This window comes from Trinickia dinghuensis (assembly GCF_003367175.1).
Lineage (GTDB): Bacteria > Pseudomonadota > Gammaproteobacteria > Burkholderiales > Burkholderiaceae > Trinickia > Trinickia dinghuensis.
In genome coordinates this window covers 185,401-204,680 of record NZ_QRGA01000010.1, presented here as the reverse complement: position 1 = coordinate 204,680, position 19,280 = coordinate 185,401, and the positions used below count along the sequence as shown (strand labels likewise).

Annotated in this window: 14 protein-coding genes; 10 read left to right on the top strand and 4 right to left on the bottom strand. The window is 62.4% G+C overall.

Features of this window, described 5'->3' with window-relative positions; genetic code table 11:
• The first annotated feature begins 77 nt into the window (after positions 1 to 77).
• Entirely contained in the window at positions 78 to 692 is a 615-nt protein-coding gene (locus DWV00_RS19015) for a LysE family translocator (RefSeq protein ID WP_115535140.1), read from the top strand.
• A gap of 682 nt (positions 693 to 1,374) precedes the next feature.
• Complete coding sequence (locus tag DWV00_RS19010) at positions 1,375 to 2,952, top strand: hypothetical protein (RefSeq protein ID WP_115535139.1); 1,578 nt, start codon at positions 1,375 to 1,377, stop codon at positions 2,950 to 2,952.
• A 179-nt stretch (positions 2,953 to 3,131) separates the two neighbouring features.
• Here the strand turns inward: DWV00_RS19010 and DWV00_RS19005 are convergent, their stop codons facing one another.
• The 4 genes from DWV00_RS19005 to DWV00_RS18990 all read right to left on the bottom strand — a co-directional run bounded on the left by DWV00_RS19005 (position 3,132) and on the right by DWV00_RS18990 (position 8,043).
• A complete protein-coding gene (locus DWV00_RS19005) occupies positions 3,132 to 4,451 on the bottom strand; it encodes an O-antigen ligase family protein (protein WP_115535138.1) in 1,320 nt (439 codons plus the stop codon).
• Between the two features lie 18 nt (positions 4,452 to 4,469).
• Positions 4,470 to 5,645 (bottom strand): polysaccharide biosynthesis/export family protein, encoded by a 1,176-nt coding sequence (locus tag DWV00_RS19000; protein ID WP_115535137.1) that lies wholly within the window; start codon positions 5,643 to 5,645, stop codon positions 4,470 to 4,472.
• Between the two features lie 17 nt (positions 5,646 to 5,662).
• Entirely contained in the window at positions 5,663 to 7,039 is a 1,377-nt protein-coding gene (locus tag DWV00_RS18995) for an undecaprenyl-phosphate glucose phosphotransferase (protein WP_115535136.1), read from the bottom strand.
• Between the two features lie 86 nt (positions 7,040 to 7,125).
• Positions 7,126 to 8,043 (bottom strand): helix-turn-helix domain-containing protein, encoded by a 918-nt coding sequence (locus DWV00_RS18990; RefSeq protein ID WP_181885516.1) that lies wholly within the window; start codon positions 8,041 to 8,043, stop codon positions 7,126 to 7,128.
• Positions 8,044 to 8,622: 579 nt separating this feature from the next.
• Between DWV00_RS18990 and DWV00_RS18985 the strand changes: the two genes are divergently transcribed.
• The 8 genes from DWV00_RS18985 to DWV00_RS18955 all read left to right on the top strand — a co-directional run bounded on the left by DWV00_RS18985 (position 8,623) and on the right by DWV00_RS18955 (position 19,275).
• Complete coding sequence (locus DWV00_RS18985) at positions 8,623 to 10,158, top strand: mannose-1-phosphate guanylyltransferase/mannose-6-phosphate isomerase (RefSeq protein WP_115535134.1); 1,536 nt, start codon at positions 8,623 to 8,625, stop codon at positions 10,156 to 10,158.
• Between the two features lie 105 nt (positions 10,159 to 10,263).
• Positions 10,264 to 10,440 (top strand): hypothetical protein, encoded by a 177-nt coding sequence (locus DWV00_RS34110; protein WP_181885515.1) that lies wholly within the window; start codon positions 10,264 to 10,266, stop codon positions 10,438 to 10,440.
• A 37-nt stretch (positions 10,441 to 10,477) separates the two neighbouring features.
• Complete coding sequence (locus tag DWV00_RS18980; RefSeq protein WP_181885514.1) at positions 10,478 to 12,847, top strand: polysaccharide biosynthesis tyrosine autokinase; 2,370 nt, start codon at positions 10,478 to 10,480, stop codon at positions 12,845 to 12,847.
• A gap of 82 nt (positions 12,848 to 12,929) precedes the next feature.
• The gene (locus DWV00_RS18975) at positions 12,930 to 14,069 is read left to right on the top strand and encodes a glycosyltransferase family 4 protein (RefSeq protein ID WP_115535133.1); all 1,140 of its coding nucleotides are present in this window, start codon (positions 12,930 to 12,932) and stop codon (positions 14,067 to 14,069) included.
• A 31-nt stretch (positions 14,070 to 14,100) separates the two neighbouring features.
• Positions 14,101 to 15,558 carry a hypothetical protein gene (locus DWV00_RS18970; protein WP_115535132.1) on the top strand — a complete coding sequence of 486 codons (1,458 nt, stop codon included), beginning with the start codon at positions 14,101 to 14,103 and terminating at the stop codon, positions 15,556 to 15,558.
• A 67-nt stretch (positions 15,559 to 15,625) separates the two neighbouring features.
• A complete protein-coding gene (locus tag DWV00_RS18965) occupies positions 15,626 to 16,648 on the top strand; it encodes an ATP-grasp fold amidoligase family protein (RefSeq protein WP_245964939.1) in 1,023 nt (340 codons plus the stop codon).
• A 204-nt stretch (positions 16,649 to 16,852) separates the two neighbouring features.
• Entirely contained in the window at positions 16,853 to 17,863 is a 1,011-nt protein-coding gene (locus tag DWV00_RS18960) for a glycosyltransferase family 2 protein (protein ID WP_115535130.1), read from the top strand.
• A 92-nt stretch (positions 17,864 to 17,955) separates the two neighbouring features.
• Positions 17,956 to 19,275: a lipopolysaccharide biosynthesis protein gene (locus DWV00_RS18955; RefSeq protein ID WP_115535129.1), complete on the top strand. Its 1,320-nt coding sequence runs from the start codon at positions 17,956 to 17,958 to the stop codon at positions 19,273 to 19,275.
• The last annotated feature ends 5 nt before the right edge of the window (positions 19,276 to 19,280 follow it).

Genomic DNA, 19,280 nt, shown 5'->3' with positions numbered 1-19,280 from the left:
GGCTCGAACGTCGCCGCGCGCGACCACGTGCGCAGTGCATGCGGTCAATTGGGCATCGTGATCGGAGATGACCTTTGATGTCACCCGAGCAAATCACGCTGTTCATGTTGACTTGTCTCGGCTTTGGCTTCATCCCGGGACCAGCGCTGCTGCAAACCGTATCGTTGACCCTTCAGCACGGCCGGCGAGCCGGTTTCTTGTCTGCCCTTGGTATCCACGCCGGCGCATTCGTCCAGATCTGTATCGTTGCCGTAGGGGCGGTGACAATCCTGAAGACTTCGCCTGTGCTTTATTCCATCCTCAAGGTGATCGGCGGCGCGTACCTGATCTGGCTCGGCGTCCAGCGAATCTATGAGCGGTACACCGCTCAGGACGCACTAGCCGAGGTGCCGAACAATGTCCTGATATCAAGCGCTCTCATCGAAGCGTCCAACCCGAAATCCGCGCTGTTCTATTTTTCGTTTCTGCTGCAGTTCACCGACCCGAACTCGTCGATCGGACTCGGTTGGCAGCTTTTCCTGCTCGGTGCCGGCGCGAACCTGCTATTTTCCGCGGCCGACGTATTCTGCATTGCGCTCGCCCACCCACTGCGTACCCGCCTCAGGCCCGGCGGGCAGGTGCTGCGTATCGGTCAACTGCTGGCCGGGGCACTGTTCATCGTGCTCGGCCTCGTTGCGATCCTGTCCGACTGACACGGCCCAATTCCCACCCCAATCCCCGCCAAACCACTCCGTTTCCGTAAAAGCGACCGAAATCGTCATTCGTCAGGCGATATCTGACACATATAGGGTCAATGTCTTTTTAATAACGCCGAATATCAAATCGCCTAAGAGACGAAAGATTTTCCGAAATTCCTACAAACAATCTTCGAAAACTAGGGCATTCCCCTATGTGGTATCGGTAATAAGGCGTCGTCAAGAAGTAACAAATTGATACGAAAATACACACTTCGGCAAGATTGACCGTTCGGCGCTTTTTACGGCCCTCTTGTCGGATGACTCCTACACATTTTGCAGATGACCTACGTGATGTTCCTCCTACGCTGATTTCGCCAGTCTGTGCGTTCGCCCATACTTCGCATCAACAAATCACAGCCCTGATCCCTCCAGACACGGCGATGTGTTGAGGAAGGGGCGAGGCGCAGCAGGTCTTCCCGAAAGCGATGCACCAGGCTGCGGTTCGAAGGTTGTGAGAATAGTTAGGAATCCTAACTATTCTGAATGGTTTGGATGGTTTGGATGGTTTGGATTTCTCGGTTTTTGTTTTTGATTGTTTTGCATTCGTAGGGAAAGCCTGGTTTTGCTTCGCTCAGCCGCTGCCCCGTACACCACACGCATGGCTCGAGTCGATCTCGACCGTAAAGAGACCCGTAACATGAAACGACGTCAATTCCTCGGCTGCCTGACGGCGGCGGCAAGCAGCTACGTTCTGGTCGCCTGCGGCGGCGGCGGTGGCGCATCGGGTGCGGGCAGTGCCTCGAATGCGGCCACCGGGACGAACGCGATTGCGAACGCCAGCGCGGCTACGGGTGCAACGGCTTCGCCGGATGGCACGACCGTGCCCTCCGCGACCTCTATCGTGGACAACGGCGCAAACGTTTGGACACTCTCGAACGGCCTCATTTACAAGAACGGCGTGAAAGATCCGAACTCGTACAACGTCGTCATGCTGTTGTGGGTCGGCGGTTCGGTCTACCAGGAAAACACGAGCAAGGCGTTCTACAAGTACACCGGTACGACGTGGGTCGCCAGTCTGGATCCGCGCCTCGGCGGCACGTCGGCGGACGGCACGGCGATTCCCCCCGCGTCGTACATCATCGACAAGGCGAACAACCAGTGGACGCTGTCTAACGGCTACATCTACAAGAACGGCGTGAAAGACCCGTACTCGTACAACGTTTCCATGCTGCTCTGGTACGGCGGCATGATCTATCAGCAAGGTACCGGCGGACAGTTCTACGTGCTGACGTGGATGGCCACGTGGAAGCCGTGCAATGACCCGCGCGTCAATATGGCCGCGACGGCCGGCTCGTTCTACGGCATCAACGGCCACTACGACTACCCGTTCACCCCGACGCAAGTCGTGGCCGCGCTGCACGCGCTCGGCTGCACGACGTATCGCGTGGGCTGCGTGAACTCGTCGACGCAGGTGAATTCGCTGGTTGGATTGGCCAAGGCGTTCCAAGCGGCAAACATGACGCTGTTCACGCTCGTGGATTACGGCCTGCGCGATTCCACCGGCACGCTGTACACGAGCGAATCGGCGGCTTACAGCGCAGCCTATTCGGGCGCCGCGGCGATCGCCACGGCGCTGGCACCGTACGGCGTCACGATGTACGAGTGCGGCAACGAGCTCTCGCGCGATCCGGCCATCATTCTGAATTCGGCCACGGCCGGCACGAACAACGCCGACTTCAACAACGCGAACTGGCCGATCATGCGCGGCGCGATCCGCGGCATGATCGCCGGCATCAAGTCGGTGCAGCCGAACGCCAAGTGTGGCGTGAACTTCTGCGTGGCCGACATCGCCGCGTCGGACATGCTCTGGGACGGCTTCCAGCCGGACGGTTCGGGCGGCCATCCGACCGTGCACTGGGACATCACGACGTGGCACAACTACTCGCCGTACGGCGACGTCTTCAACCTCGGTACGGACGGCGCGGGCCCCGGATTCAACCTCCCGTCGTACTGCAAGGCGCGCTACGGCGTTCCGTTCATGATCACCGAATGGAATCTGGCCCCCGAGCAGAGCGAAACGGCCCGTGGCGCCTACGTGACGCAGCAGCTGGGCGAGTTCTACGCGGCACGCAAGACGCAGGGCATTCAGTCTGTGATGTACTACGAACTGACGAGCGGCGACGACACCTACGGCATCGTGCTCGATAACCTCACGCCGATTCAGCCGACGTACGGTGCGTTCCAATCGTTCGTGCAGGCCAACCCGGACAACTGATCGGAAAATTGATCGAAGGGTAGGCGGACCTGCGGATCGACTCCCTAGACGTCCAGTCACGATAAGACAAAAGCCCGAAGCTCAGGCGCAGCGCGCTTGATGCTTCGGGCTTTTTCCGTTGGAGGGCCGAGGACTACGAGGCTGCAAGAGAGGAAAGGCGTTTCGGGCGCGGCTTAGGCTCAGCGTCCGGTACTGGGCGCCGCCGGCGCGGCACCCGGCCCCGCAGCGACGCGCGGGCCGCGGCGCAGACGGGTCGCCACGCTCGGCGGTCCCACCGGCTTGGGCCGCTGCATGAAGGCCGGGAACGTGGCGCGTGCGCGCGACGCGAGCAGCAGCGAAAGGACGAGCGCGATCGGCAGCATATTGGACGGCGTCGTCAAGCGGTGCTCGGTGGCCGACATTGCCAGCAGGCAGACGGACCCGAGTTCGACGAAGCGGAACGCGACGAAGTTGCGGCCCTGCTCGCGCATCGCGGCGCGGGTGCCCTGCTGGCACCACCCGACGAGGCGCCAATAGAACGCCAGCATCATTGTCAAGCCTACGACGCCGAGTTCGGCGAGGATGTTCAGATACGAGTTGTGGGCATGCGAATCGGAGTGCTCCGCGGTGACGCCGATGGCGCGTCCGAACAGCCCGAAATAATGGACGACGAGCGCGATCTGATCGTCGAACGATCCGAAGCCCATGCCGATGATCGGGCTTTGGCGGAAGTAGGCGAGGGCGCGCGGCCATAGCCACTCGTACCGGATGTCGAGGTTGGCCACCTTTTCGTCGGAGTTCGAGATGCTGAACTGATAGCCCATGTAATCGGTGCCGCTATGCGTGTGATACCACGCGATCGCAAGCGACGCCGCGATCAGCCCGGCCACCATCGTGGCGAGCATCCAGCGCTTGCGTCCGAACACGACATACGGCAGCAGCACGAGAATGCCGAACATGGACCCGCGGCTGTACGTCGAGAACAGCATCATGGCATTGGCGGCCATCAGCGCGAGCAGCGTGCGGCTGCGCTTCATCGAAAAGCAGGAGATGCCGAGGCACAGCAAAATCGCCAAGAACCCGCCCGCCGCGTTACGCGCGATGAAGTAGCTGCCGAACGTATCCGCCGGATGACGGAAGATCGTCAGCACGCCGTTCTGCGCGACGTACCACAGATAGAACGGCACGTTGATGAGCACGGCGAAGTAGTAAAAGCGCCGCAGGATCTTGTTCAGATCCCAGCGATGCATATAGACGCAGCCCGCAAGGATCGGTAGGTACGAGACGAAAAAATTCCCGTCGTGACGATAAAAATCGAATTCCAGGAACGATTCGGGATTGTAATAAAGCGTCGAAAGGATGGCGAACGCGGTGAACATCACCAGCGGCGTCATGAACGCGGGATAGCGGCGTCCGAAGAACCGCCACCCGCACAGCGCGATCGGCACGAAGCCGATCGCGCTGACGGGAACGAAGTTCGTGACGCTGAAGAACAGCGCGATCAGGGAGACGTAGGCCACGTTCGCTCGCCCTCCGGCTTACTTGGTCACGATCGCCGCGGTCAAGCCGGCATTGATCGCAGGCAACAGCAAGCTCAGCACGCGGTTGAAGCGGACGAGCGGGCCGTTGTCGACATAGACGACGTCCTTCGGATGCAGATCGAACTGATTCGCGAGCAGCATCGAGACGGGCGAGGCCGAATCGAGGTGATACACCTCCGGCTTGCCGCCTTGTTCGCGGATCACATAGAGCTGCCGCGCGTTCGCCGTGCCCTGGTTGATGAAGCCCGCCTGGCTCAGCGCATCGCTGAGCGTGAGCGTGCCGTCGGTGGTCGGGGTCGCGGCGATCGGCTTGTTCACTTCGCCCATGACGTAGGCCGTGTTTTCGTCGCGGCCCGTCACGCGCAGCATGTCGCCCGGCTTGAGCATGATGTCTTGCGGGTTCTTGCCGTTCTTGGTCAACAGCGTGAGATCGATCGGGTACGACTTGCCCTCGCGCGTGAGCGTCAGATGCGAGCGGTCGGCATTCGCGGTGAACCCGCCGGCGCGATTGATCGCTTCGGTCAAGGTCATCGGAATGTCGTTGATCGCCTCCCCGCCGGGCGCGCGTACTTCACCGTCGACATAGACCTGCGCGGAGCGGTACGACGCGATGCGCACCGTCACTTGCGGCTGACGGAATTCCTTGCTCAGATCGGCATGCACTTCACGCTGAACCTGTTCGATCGTTTGCCCGGCGGCGTGGATCGGATGCGACAGGTAGGGGAAACTGAGGTTGCCGCTGCCGTCGATCACGAAGCCTTGGGTCGGGTCCGCCGGCTTCGAATCTTGAGTTTGCTGGCCGAGCGCGGCCGCGAGTTCGGGATGGTCCCAGACGGTGATCTGCAGGACATCTCCCGGGCCGAGCTTATAAGGCGTCGGCTTGGCGAACAGGTTGAGCTGGTCGGCCATCTGCATCTGATCGGCGCCGGCGTTCAGCTGCCGGATCAGGTTCAGATCGATCGCCTGGATCGGAATCTGTTCGGCTTGTTGCACGGTACCGTCGGGCGCCGACGAAACGGGGATCGACGGTGGTGTCTCCATATGCTGGCCCGGAACGACCGAGCATGCGCCCAGCAGCATCGGCAGGACGGCAAGTGCCGTCTTGCAGGCCTTGGCAGCGCTCGCGCGCGTCGAACCCTGAGTCTGGGCAAGCTGTTGTAATGTCGTTTTCATTGTTGGCACTCCATACGTCAATAAGCGTTCGTGTGGCGCAGGCCCTTGAAGATCGTCGCGAGGATGATCCGCATGTCGAGCCGGAACGACCAGTTGCGCAGGTAATAGAGATCGTGGGCGACACGCTGCTCCATCTTTTCTACCCGCTCCGTTTCACCGCGAAAGCCGTTGACTTGCGCCCAGCCCGTGATGCCCGGTTTGATGCGGTAGCGATGGATGTAGCCCTGAACGATCGGCTGATAGAGGTTGTCGTGCTCGATTGCATGCGGACGGGGCCCGACGACCGACATCTCGCCGCGCAGCACGTTGATGAACTGCGGAAGTTCATCTAGGCTGGTGCGGCGAAGAAAGGCACCCACGCGAGTTACTCGCGGGTCGCCTCGCTTGGCTTGTTCGACCACGCCGGCCTTCTGCTGGTGCACGCGCATCGAACGGAACTTGTAGATCGTGAACACGCGGCCGTCCACGCCCTTGCGGCGCTGCTTGAAGAAGACGGGGCCGCTGGAACTGATCTTGACGGCAACCGCGATCGCGATCATGACGGGCGCCAGCGCGAACAGCGCGGCGGCCGCGAACAAGCGGTCGAACAGATCTTTCTTGATCAGGGCGCTCGGAGGCACCGGCGAGGCCAGCAGATTGATCGTCGGCAGTCCCAGCAAATTCGTGACGCTTCCCTCGAACAACGAAAGCGTGCGGACGTCGGGCATGAATCGGACGTTGACGAGGTCGTTGCGGAATTCGTTGACGAGTTTGAGAATCGCGGCTTCTTCCGTCAGCGGCAGTGCGAGCCAAACCTCGTCCAGATCTTGTTCGCGCACGAAGGAGGCGAACGCGTCGTGCGCTTCGAATACGGGAATTTCCGGGTGCGCGAGCGGCGCGGCGCCGGGCTTGATGTTGTAGATCGCCGTGGCGCGGAAGCCCGTCGTCGGCGCCGTTTCGATCTTGCGGATGATGTCGTCGCAATGGCTGCCGCAGCCGGCAATGGCGACTTGGTGCAGGTTCATGCCGGCCGTGCGCATGCGCGCGAGCACCGCGTGCATCCAGAGGCGGCCGCCGATCATGACGATGCCCGACAAGATGGTCCAGTAGCCGAACCACAGGCGCGACACGAGATTGACCATGTGCAAGGAGAACATCAGCGCCATCGCGCCGATCTGCACGAGCGCCCAGGCGCAGGCCACCTGCCGGATCAGCGAGCGTTTCGAGCGCCCGCGCCACGATTCGTAAACGCCGAAGATCGGGAACACGAGCAGCGCCAAAGCCGCGGAGAAGGCGACGAATGCCCAGTACAAACGGCCCACGTCTTCGAATCGCAATTGCGATGCGATCAGGGCGCCCAGCACGATCATGCCGACGTCGAATACGCGCGCCCAAAGGTCTTGTAGTCCTCGCATTTCTTTACTCCCAAACACCGTTGATCGTCGGCCACTCGCCCGGTCTGCAGGGCAGGCGATCGGCGGAGGCCCGCGAAGGGGGCCGGCTATTGGCTCAGCGCATGTTTGCGATAGACGGTGGGCGACACGCCGTACCGTTTGCGGAACAGCCGCCCGAGGCGGTCGCCGTTGCCCATCCCGCAGCGTCGCGCGATCTTGTCGACGGGCAGTTTGGTGCCCACGAGCATCGCGCAGATCGCTTCGAATCTGAGCTGCATCAGGTATTCCAGCGGCGTGACGCTGAATTCGCTCTTGAACCGGCGCAAATAGTTACGCACGCTCATTGCGGCGACGGCCGCCGCATCCGACACGGAAATGTCGCCGCCGAAGTTCTCGCGCATCCAACGCGTGGATTCGTGAATCTTGTCGACCGTGGTGTTCAGGCTCGGCGTCTCGCTGCGCGATTTGACGACTTCGCCCACCGACGGCGGCAAGCTGCTTGCGATCCGAAGCGACATATCCTCGCCGTGATCGGACGCAATTTGCGTCAGCGCCATTTGCGCGGCCTTCTGATTGAGGGCCCACGCGGGCATCGAGCCGGAACCGATCCAGAAGACGGGCACGCTGGGGCGCGCGTGCGCGCCGATCTCCACTTCGAATGCGGAAGCCGACGCGGGACGCGAAGCGCTGGCGTGCGAGGGCGCATTGGCCCCGGAGAGCCAGCGCGCGAGCTGCACATCGAATCCCGATGTCACACGTACGTCGTTGCTGGCGACGTATAACGCGTGGAAATCGCTGACCGAATAGGCGTCGAGCCGCTGCGTCATCACGGCGATGGACGAGGAACTGGTGACAGGCCCCCCGAGTTTGGACAGCAGCGATACCCGATACGGGGGCTGACCGCTCGAGAAGCGCATCAATCCGTTGGCCAGCTGGAAGACCTCGCTGATCACGCCCGTGGTGAACAGGCAGTGACCGTCGAAAATGAGGATCCCGATATGGCGCGCGTCGGCGAGGGACGTCATTTCTCGCCTCATGACGTGCGGTGAAGTAAGTAGAGTGGCGTGATCCACGAATCTTTCCTCCGCATGGTGAGCACACATAAGGTGTTGCGGTGCATCATCGTAATCATCATGATGCCATGCAGATTTTTGTAGAAAAAGCTGGCCGAAATGAACGTGTATTTGGCGCGAGAGATCGTGTGCTCGAAAGTTATTCGCTGAAGTATTTTTTAAATTTTTGTTATAAATTTTTACAACCTCAGATTTTTTTCGTGCGCCCCCTTGATACCGCTGGGGACAGGTCTGAAGGCCTTGTGGAGCCGTATTCGGTAAGAACTATCGGCTATTAATCGGAAAGATTGGCGGCCCGCGTAATTGCACCGATCTGCCATTTACCGATGTTAAGCGCTGAGGCATTTGTAATGTTCTTCGTGCTTCAACTAATTCGGCCAACAGTTCGGCCTTTTGCGACCTTCGGGATTTGGCCTCCGGATGTCTCGCTATGCTTCACAGCAACATGAACCGAAGCGGTCGGTAGGGGCATCGTTTATGCGCCATATGCCGAAGTGTTCATGCATTCGGACCCACTAGGAGAACAAGCAGATGAGTACTCCTGTTCAAACAAGGGAGAGACCGCGCGCGAACGGTGCCGCGACACAATTGCGCGCACCGCACACGGTGGCCGCGCAATCGGCACTACGCACGCGGGCAGTCGTGCTGGCAGGCGGCTCGGGGACGCGGCTATGGCCGCTCTCGCGCAAGCATTTCCCCAAACAATTGGTCGACGTCCTCGGGGCGGGATCGCTGCTGCAGATGACGGTTCGGCGGCTGCAGAAACTTGCGGACGTCGAGTTGTCGATCGATAGCTCGCCGATCATCGTATGCGGCGCCGAACACCGCGCCATTAGCGCTCAGCAGCTGGAGCAGCTCGGCATCGACGGCAACTTCATCATCGAGCCGAGCGGACGCAATACGGCGCCCGCGCTTTCGCTCGCCGCGCTGCACGCGCTCGAGGACGGCGGCGACGCCGTGCTCGTCGTGATGCCGGCCGATCACATGATCGGCGACGTGGCGGCGTTCCAGCGCGCCGTGGCCGCGGCCACGCGCCATGCCGAGCGCGGTGCGATCGTTACACTCGGGATTCGCCCGACGCGCGCCGAAACAGGCTACGGCTATATCGAGCCCGGCGACGACATCGACGGTTCGGCACGCAAGATTGCGCGCTTCGTGGAGAAACCTCCGATCGAAGCGGCACGTTCTTACCTGGCTTCGGGCAAGTACTTCTGGAACAGCGGGATTTTCGTGCTGCGCGCAAGCGTCTGGCTCGAGACCTTGCAGAAGATGCAACCCGAGACCTACTCGGCTTGCTCGGCTGCCTACGAAGCCGGACAGGATAGCGCAACGGGCTACAAGCCGCACGAGCAATTGTTCGCGGACGTCCCGTCGGATTCGATCGACTACGCCGTGATGGAGAATCTCGCACGCGGCGGCGACGTCGAAGGCGTCGTCGTGCCGCTCGATGCGGAGTGGTCCGATCTGGGCTCTTGGGATTCCGTGTGGGACGCGCTCGAGAAGGATGCGAGCGGCAACGTCGCATCGGGCCGCGTGTTGATGGAAGACTCCAATTCCAGCTACGTGCGCGCCGAAAGCCGGCTCGTGACGTGTGTGGGGGTGTCCGATCTCGTCGTCGTCGAAACGGCGGATGCCGTGCTCGTCGTCGAGCGTTCGCGCGTGCAGGACGTCAAGCGCATCGTCGGACGCATCGCGGATCAGGAAGGACCGGAAGTCGACACCCACCGGAAAGTGCAGCGTCCTTGGGGATGCTACGACTCGATCGACAAGGGCGATCGCTTCCAGGTCAAGCACATCATCGTCGAAGCCGGTGCGCAGCTTTCGCTGCAGATGCACCACCATCGCGCCGAGCATTGGATCGTCGTTCGCGGTACGGCCCTCGTCACCCGCGGCGAAGAGCAGTTCCTGCTCGGAGAAAATCAATCGACGTACATTCCGCTCGGTGTGAAACACCGGCTCGAGAACCCTGGGAAGATGCCCCTCGAACTGATCGAGGTTCAATCGGGCGCCTACCTGGGCGAGGACGACATCGTCCGGTTCGAGGATGTGTACGGACGCGCGAATTGACATGCGCGGCCGCTCGCGGTTTTACAGGTTTCATGCGAGTCATGCGAGCGGCCGCGGCGCGTTTGCCGGCGGAACATACGTGGCAACCGTTTTTGAACTCGATCCATGAACGTTTACGACGCTGCGTTGGAGCATGTCCGAAATTCGGTTGGTACGGCGGAGGTGTTGGGGTTGAAGTCCTGCGCCGTCCTCGTGACCGATCTGAAGCTCCTGCTCGAATTGCTGGAGGATTCGGTGAGAAACCCGAACCAGCAAGGCGGCACGCAACAAAAGGCGCAATAGAGACGGACGCGCTCCAAACAACGCTACATTTTCGAGGATGACGCCAGTGAATGATTTGGCTCTCAACTCCCTTTACGTGCAGACAAGCGGCGAACGCAGCCAAATGTCGGCACGCGACGTGACGAGGCTGCTGCGCGACCACCTCTTCGAGGTGTTCGGCATCACCTTGGCGGTGACCGCGCTGGCGCTCGCCTACGTATTCATCGCCACGCCCGTGTACGAAGCCGATGTGCTCGTGCGTGTGGATCAGACCGAACCGAATGCGCTCGGCCTGTCCTCGCTCAATGGGCAGCAGGGGCAGCAATATGCGCCGCCTGCTCCGTCGCCCGCGGCCGAGATGGCCGTCATGCAAAGCCGGTCCGTGCTCGAGCCGATCATCGACAAGTACCGGTTCGACGTGACGATCACGCCGAAGACGATGCCGGTGCTCGGCTACATCGCCAACAAGCTGGCCACGCCGGGGCAGCCCTCGCGCGCGTGGTTCGGTATGGGCTCCTACGCATGGGGCGGCGAGCAAGCCCACATCAGCCAGATGAGCGTGCCGCATTCGCTCGAGGAGCGCGATCTGACGCTGATCGCGAAGGACGGCGGAACCTACGAGCTGCGCGGCCCGAGCGGCACGATTCTGACCGGCAAGGTGGGCCAGCTCGAGCAGTCGACCAACGGCGTCTCGATCCTCGTCTCTCAACTGGTGGCGCGGCCCGGCACGCAATTCGGCGTGAAGCACTGGGCGATGCTCGACGCGATCAAGCGCTTCAGCAACGACCTGAAGGTTACCGACAAGGTCAAGGACACGGGCCTCGTGCAGATCGCCTATACGGATTCGCATCCGGGCATGGCGGCCGAAGTGGCGAACGCGATTTCGGCGCAGTACATGGCCACGGCCGTGGCGGCGAAGCAGCGCAACGATACGGCGACGCTCGCGTTCATCAACAAGGAGCTGCCGCGTCTGCATGCCACGTTGGAAGAGGCCGAGCGCGCCCAGTCGAGCTATCAGACGTCGGCGCAATCGATGCAGCCGACGACCGAAGCGCAGGCCTACTTGCAAGGCGGCATCGACTTCGACCGCCGCATCGCCGATCTGCAGATCCAGCGTACGCAGTTGCTCGACAAGTACACGCCCGACAGCCGCTGGGTGCGCAACATCGACGAACAGCTGAGCCAGCTGCAAGCGCAGAAGAATCAGTTCAATTCGCGCTTCAACGCCATGCCGGCGTCCGAGCGCAAGAACGCCGATCTGGCGCGCAACGCGAAGGTGGCCGAGCAGGTCTACCTCGGCATGACGCAAAAGGCGGAAGAGTTGTCCGTGCGCCGTGCGAGCACGACGGGCGGCGCCCACATCGTCGACGAAGCCGAAGTGCCGTTCAGGCCGGTCAAGCCCGAGCCGCTGATCATTCTGCCGGGCGGCGTGGTGCTCGGTCTGCTGCTCGGCATGACGTCGGTGTTCGTGCGCCGTCACGTGATGACGGGCGTGACCGATCCGCTGTTCGTCGAAACGCGCCTCGGCGTGCCGTTGATGGGCGAGGTGTTCTACAGCCAGCAGCAAGTGCGCTTGGACCACGAAATCGGCGCGCTGCAACGGCGTTCGCTGGCATCGCGCAGCGCGCCCGGCAAGTCTCAGGGGCAGGGTTCGGCGTCGAATACGCCGGCTCGCCTCGCACAACGCCAGGAGCCGACGGACGGCCGTGTCGCGGCTACCGGCGCGGGTGTGTCGAAGGTGCTGGCCGACCGCTACCCCGACGATCCGACGATCGAAGCGATGCGCAGCGTTCGTACGGCACTGTCGCTCGACTTGGCCCATGCGCCGAACAACATCGTCATGATGGCGGGGCCGACGCCCTCGGCCGGCAAGAGCTTCGTCGCGGCGAACATGGCCGTGCTGCACGCCGAGGTCGGAGCGCGTGTGTTGCTGATCGATGCCGATATGCGCAACGGCCATCTTGCGTACTTCTTCGGCCAGCCTAACCGCGGCGGCCTCTCGGAAGTGCTCAAGGGCGCGATGCGGCCGCACGAGGCGTTGCGCCGCACGAGCGTGGAAGGCCTGACGCTGATGTCCTGCGGCAGCCGGATCACGAACCCGGCCGCGCTGCTGATGCGCCAAGGCTTCCGCGACATCCTGCAGCAGTTCTCGCACGAATACGATCTCGTCATCGTCGATACACCGCCATTCCTCGTGGTGACGGACGCCGCGATCATCGCGGGCGATGCCGGCGCCACGGTGCTCGTGCTGCGTTCGGGCATGCAAAGCGAGGAGGAAATCGCCGAGACGGTCAGAAAGCTCGAGCGCTCGGAAGCGCGCGTCGCGGGCGCGGTGTTCAATGCCATTCCGCCCAGCCGCAGCCACCGCTATTACGGCTACTACGGGTCGGGCGACGACACGGAGCCGGTTTTCGACGCTACGGCCTGACGACGGTATGACCGTATGACGGTTGCGGCCGCGCATGAGCACTTTTCGCGCGGCCGCACCGGATCATCTAGTTAGGAGAACTATGCATCTCGTGGTCAACGGAAAGTTCACCGCCCAGCGCCTCACGGGCGTGCAGCGGGTGGCTTACGAACTGATGCGTGCCGTCCGGTCCACCCAGCGAGCGGTGGACGAGATCGAAGTCGCCGTACCCAAGAACGGGGTCGCGTCGGCCTCGCCGATTGATCGCCTGCGGCAGGTGCCCTGGCTCAAGGGTGACCTGTGGGAACAGATTGCATTGCCGCTCGCCACGCGCGGCGAGCTGTTGCTCAGCCTGTGCAATAGTGGTCCCGTCTTCAAGCGGCGCCATGTCGTCATGGTTCACGACATGGCGGTCTACGACACGCCTCATACGTTTTCTTGGACGTTTCGCACCTGGTACCGGGTCAAGTTCGCGATGCTGATGCGCAACGCGCCGATCTTGCTGACGGTGTCCGCGTTTTCGAAAGCGCGCATTTGCGTGCTGCTCGGCGTCGACGAATCGCGCGTGCGCGTCGTGCGTCCGGGGGCCGATCACTTCGGCCGGATCGTGTCGGAGCCGGCGATCGTCGAGCGGTTGGGGCTGGCCGGCGTCAAGTATTGCGTGATCGTCGGCAGTCTGGATCCGCGCAAGAATCTCGCGCGCGTGCTGGCCGCCGTGGAGCGTCTCGGTCATCTGCGCGACGTGAAATTCGTCGTTGTGGGCGGCGCCAACTCCCGCGTGTTCGCGCAGTCGGGTGGGGCGGACACGGAAGGGGAAGGCGCCTCGGGAACGCAGCGCCCGAACGTGCAGCTCGTGCGTGCCGGCTACGTGTCGGACGGCGAACTGAAGGCGCTTTACGAACATGCCGCTTGCCTTGCGTTTCCTTCGCTGTACGAGGGGTTCGGACTGCCGCCGCTCGAAGCGATGTATTGCGGATGCCCCGCGATCGTGTCGAGGCATGCGGCGTTGGCGGAAGCCTGCGGCGACGCGGCCATGTACTGCGACGCCGATTCGGTCGAGGACATCGCGCGCAAGATCGAGACGATGCTGACCGACGATACGCTGCGTGCGAGCTACAGGGAAATGGGCTTGCGGCATGCGCATGCGCACGGTTGGGATCGGGCGGCGAGCGAGTTGATGAAGATCTTGAGAGGCGAGACCTATGAAGTCGAACCCGCGATCGCCGTGCAGTCGGCCGCATAGCGCGTAAGCAAGAAAAGGAAAGGACCCCCGCATGACGGATCAGTTCGAATTCTCGCAGCGCCGCCGCGCGCTGTTGGCGGCGATGGCTGCCGCCGGCGCGGCGTCGAGCGTCAGCGCGTCGGCCGCATCTGCGGCGAACGCCTTGCGTAAGGCAAGCGCGCCGGGCGGCGGCGAGCGCCGCATCAATCAGCTGATCGGCGCCAACGGCTGGCCCATGACGCCGGAGAACGTCGCCATGTGGAAGGCGATGGGCCTCACCTGGGGCCGCGATTCGGTCGGGCCCGGGCAGCGGCATTCGCCCGACGATCCGGTCGAAGTCGACAAGACCGGGGCTGCGTTCGATCATGATCTGCCGCCGGCGATTCTGCTGAACAACCGCAACGGCATCCATTCGCTGCTGCTACTCGGCTATACGCCGAGGTGGAACGCGACCGTGGATGGGGACAGCCGCTCGGCGCCGAAAGACGACAGCGTATGGACCCGTTATGTCGAGACGGTCGTTCGGACCTATGTCGCGCCGCCCTACAACGTCCGTTATTTTCAGATCTGGAACGAGGCGGCGGGGCGGTTGTCGGGCGGCGCCACGCAAGCGACGTTCTGGCACGGCGGCAAGAACTTCGCCGCGCAGCGCGCCCAGCACGCACCGATCAGTCCTTACGACCGGGCGATGCAGGACTACGTCGAGCTCGTGCACGTGCCGGCCGCGCGCATCGTGCGCAAGTACGGCGGCTATGTCGTCTACGGCGGCTGGCCCGATCAGGGCGGACTCGAAACCTACATGAAGTGGCTCGAGTACCGGAGCCCCGCGGTGAACGCCCGCATGATCGACTGGGTCGACTATCTCGACACGCATTACCTCGGTGTCGACGCGTTGACGCCGCTGTACGAACGGTACGTCGCGAACGGCCCGGCGCGCGGTGTCTGGCAGACGGAGATCGGCGACCGCTACATGATGGATCCGCATTACTTGCCGATGTATTTCTTCAAGTTCGCGGATTGGGCGCTCGACCACAACTGGGACGACCCGAACAAGTACGTGTCGATGGTCTACCACTGGGACGGGTTCGAGTCGTACCGCCTCACGCATCGCGGCAATCCGCGCACGTACAACGTGTCGGGCAAGTCGCTCGTCGTCCTCAACAAGACGGTGGGCGGCGCTCTCGCTCGCTTCGACGGCCGCCTCGCGTTCGGGCAGCACGCGAACGCGTCAGGCCTTGCGTTGCGTTCCGGGCCCGATCTCGTCGTTCAGGTGCGGGCCAGCCCCGGCCCGAAAACGCTGACCTTGAGCGGGTGGTCGGGCGCGCCGAGCAACCTGGGCGTCGTCATGGTCGATGCATTGTCGGGCGAGGCCGCGGATGCGAGCGCCGTGTCGGCGCGCGCGAGCGGCGGCGGCTTGTCGATCGACTTTCGCGTGCCCGACGCAGTGAATGGAGGCGGGGGGGCGGCGCCCATGCATCTCGCCTATCTCGTGGTATCGCCGCGGGCGTGACGACGGGCAAGCGTAGCGTATAGGGAAAGGGACACAGGCGGCTCAGGAACCATCAAGGAGGATCGAGGTGAACGAGGTCGAAACACGACAGCATCCGCAAGCCGCGGCCGGCCATGGGGCCAGCGCGGAAGGAGCGTCGGTTGCTGCACACGGCGCATCGTCGAGGTCCGACTCCATGGGGCTGCACGGTGCGGTGAAGGCGGCTTGGCACGGCGCCAAGCGGCTTTTGCCCGATTCCGCGTTCATGAAGCTTCAGCATCGCCGGCTGATCGGGCGATGGCCGAACATGCGCGAGCCGGCGGCGTTCAACGAATCGATCTTGCGGCGGTGCTTGCACCCGGACATGCGCTGGGTGCAGCTGACCGACAAGCTCGCCGTGCGCGCATATGTGCGCGAAAAAATCGGCGATGAGCATTTGATTCCGCTCGTCGCCGTGCCCGATGCGTTCACGCGTGACGTGTTCGATGCGCTGCCGGCGTCGTTCGTCATGAAGGCGAATCACGGATGTGCGTTCGTCAAAATCGTGCGCGACAAATCGGCGACGTCGTTCGAGGCGTTGAGCGCGCTGGCAAACCGCTGGCTGGCCATCAATTTCTACCGCTTGTCGCGCGAGCGGCATTACACCTTCATCGAACCGAAGCTTTACTTCGAGCATCTGCTGACGGACGGCTCGGGCAAGATCCCGTCCGATCTGAAGCTGCACATCTTCGGCGGCCGCCCGGAAGGGTCGTGCATCCACACGATGGTGGTCGCGGACCGCTTCGGCGATGTGCGCGGCGATCTGTACGACGAGCACTGGCATCGGCTGGACGTCTCGTTCGGCGAATATCGGCCGAGCGATGCGCCCGTGGTGCGTCCCGAGAATTGGAAAGAGATAGAACGCATTGCACTGCGTCTCGCCGAGGACTTCGATTACGTGCGCGTCGATCTTTATTCGACGGGCCGCGAGGTGTATTTCGGCGAGCTGACCTTTACGCCCGGCGCGGGACTGTTGCGCTTCACGCCCGATAGCCACGACTACCGCTGGGGAAAGATGCTGAAGGAATCGAGCGAAGGCTTCGAGCGCATGCGGCGCGCAGGCGTTTCGTAAGCGGAGGCCCCGCCGACCTAATCGGTCAAGACATCGGGGTTTTCAGCCCGGTTCCACTGGCACTATTTTTTGTTGACTATTCTGCGATGCAACACAAAAGGCTGGCGAGCTATTCCATTGGCGAGGATAGGGCGCATGGCGACGCGGAGACTGCCGACGAATGAATCCATCAGTGAATTGATTGCCAAGAGGAGTAGCGTGCCGATGAAGTCCGTCACGATCGCGATCTGCAACTATAACTACGAGCGGTTTCTTGCCGACGCCATCGATTCCGCGCTGGCGCAGGACTATCCCGATACGCAAGTTCTCGTCGTCGACGATGGCTCGACCGACAAGTCGCGTGAAATCATCATGAGCTACGGCACGCGCGTGCGCTCCGTGATGAAAGCGAACGGCGGGCAAGTCTCGGCGTACAACCGCGCGCTGGACGAGATCGATACCGAGTACGTGATCCTGCTCGACGCCGACGATTTGCTGTATCCGAACGCCGTGACCGAAGTCATGCAGCGCTTCAATTCCGGCGATTATGCCAAGGTGCAGTTTCGGCTCGATGTCATTTCCCAAGACGGTACCGGTACCGGCGTGACGGTGCCCCATTCGGATGCGCCGAGCGATTGCGGCACGCTGCTGCGCCGAGGCTGGCTCTATCCGTCGCCGCCGGCGTCGGGTAATGCTTACAAATCGAGCGCGCTGCGCCGGTTCTTCCCGATCCCCGAAACCACGGAAGGCCGCTACGGTGCCGACTTCTTTACGATCTACGGCGTTGCGCTCGTCGGTCAAGTTGCCTCGATTGCGCTGTCGTTAGGCGCCTATCGAGTCCATAAATCCGCGCCGACGGATGTTTCGTTCGCCAATTCGGAGAAGAACAACAAGGCGCCCAAAGCTTACGCGGCGCGTTGGGGCGCACTGCGCTACGTGGCACGCAATCGGCTCAATATCGACTTGCCACAGTCGTTCCACGACTTCTCGCACGAGAAGGCCATTTTCTGCAGCGAGGTTTATGGCGCCCCGCTGATCGATCGCTGGCGCTGGTTCGCGTTCGACTCGCGCAACTACCTGCACTCGATCGTGGCGAACCCCTTCTGGGGTGTGGCGAAAAAAGTCGGCACGATCGGCTTGTCGTGCCTGTGCCTCGTTCCGTACGCACCGCTTTCCAACTACGTGGTGCGCTTCATTTCCAATCCGCTAGCACGCCGAAGCAGCGCTGCGCACTGAATTCGCGTGGTGCCCGGCCTGGGCCCCATGCGGTGAGCAGGCAAGCCTGGCGTACTCGTCGCTTGAAGGGCGGCGGCCTATGAAATATTGCTATGGACAAGAAAGAGAACACCCGCGTACTCGTTTTCGTGTACGTCGGCTACATCATGAGGTACTTGTACCTCCTGGTGGTCATCCCGTTCTATGGGCGTGTGCTCGGCGTGACCGAGTACGGCCGCGTGCTCGCGGCCATGTCGTTGATGAACGTCATCTGGATGCTCGTAAGCTTCGGCTTCACGTTCGTCGGGATGCGCGACGCATCGAGAGTGCATGAGAAGCACGAACACAACGCGATCTTCTCGCTGCATGTCAGTGCGCGCATGTCGATGGGGGTGTTGTTCACCGCCGTCGGCTTGGTCGCAACGTTTTGCTCGCCCGTACTGTCGCAGCGGCCGCTGATCGGCATTTGCGCCACGCTGCTCGGGGTGCTCAACGGATGCAACGTCAGCTGGCTCTTTCAAGGACGGCAGCACTTTCGCACGCCGATCATTATCGAGGTGATCGGCTTCCTGATCAGCCTCGTGCTCGTGCTCGCGCTCGTGCATGCACCGTCGGATTCGACGCTGGTGCTCGTGAGCCTGCTCGTGGCGGGGGTCGTGCAGACGGCGATCGCGTACCAGATGACGGTGAAGGACCTCGGATGGCCGCGACTGCGGTTTCGCGGCATCCCGGGCCTCATGCGCGATTCGACGATGCTGTTTCTGTACTCGACGGGGTCGGTCGTGCTCACGTCGGCGTCGACGTATCTGCTGACCCTGCTGTCGACGCCGACGCAAGTCGGCTATTACGGCGCGGCGGAGCGCTTCGCTTCGATTGGCCTGAGTCTGATGGGGCCGGCTTCGCAGGTGTTCATTCCAACCATCTCGAGGCAGATCGCGAACAACGATCTTCACGGCGCGCGCGTGACCACCCGGCGTGGTGCGACGTTGCTGATGGGTTACGGCTTTCTCGCGCTGGGCGGTGCGCTCGTGCTCTCGCCGTATGTCCTGCCGCTGATCTTGGGCCACGCATTCAAGCCCAGCGCGCACGTCATGCAGACTTTCGCTTGGATGTTCCCGTTCTCGGCGTTCAACCAGTTCGTCGGGTTCTACGTCCTGCTGCCGCGCAAGAAGGACCGCCTCATGGCGATCGCGGGGTTGATGTCGGCGGCGGCCAATCTGACGTCGGCCTTGTTGCTCGCGCCGCACTTCGGCGCGATCGGGATGGCGGCGGCGCGTGTCATCGGCGAGGGGACGCTGTCGACGATGCTGCTACTGTTCGCGTGGCGCACGGGCTTGTTCGGCGCGATTTTCGGACGCCCCGTGCCGGGAGAGGAACAGCCGAAGCACAAGCCGGTGCCGGGCTCGGCGCGAGAGGATCGAGCCGCGGCTTGACATCG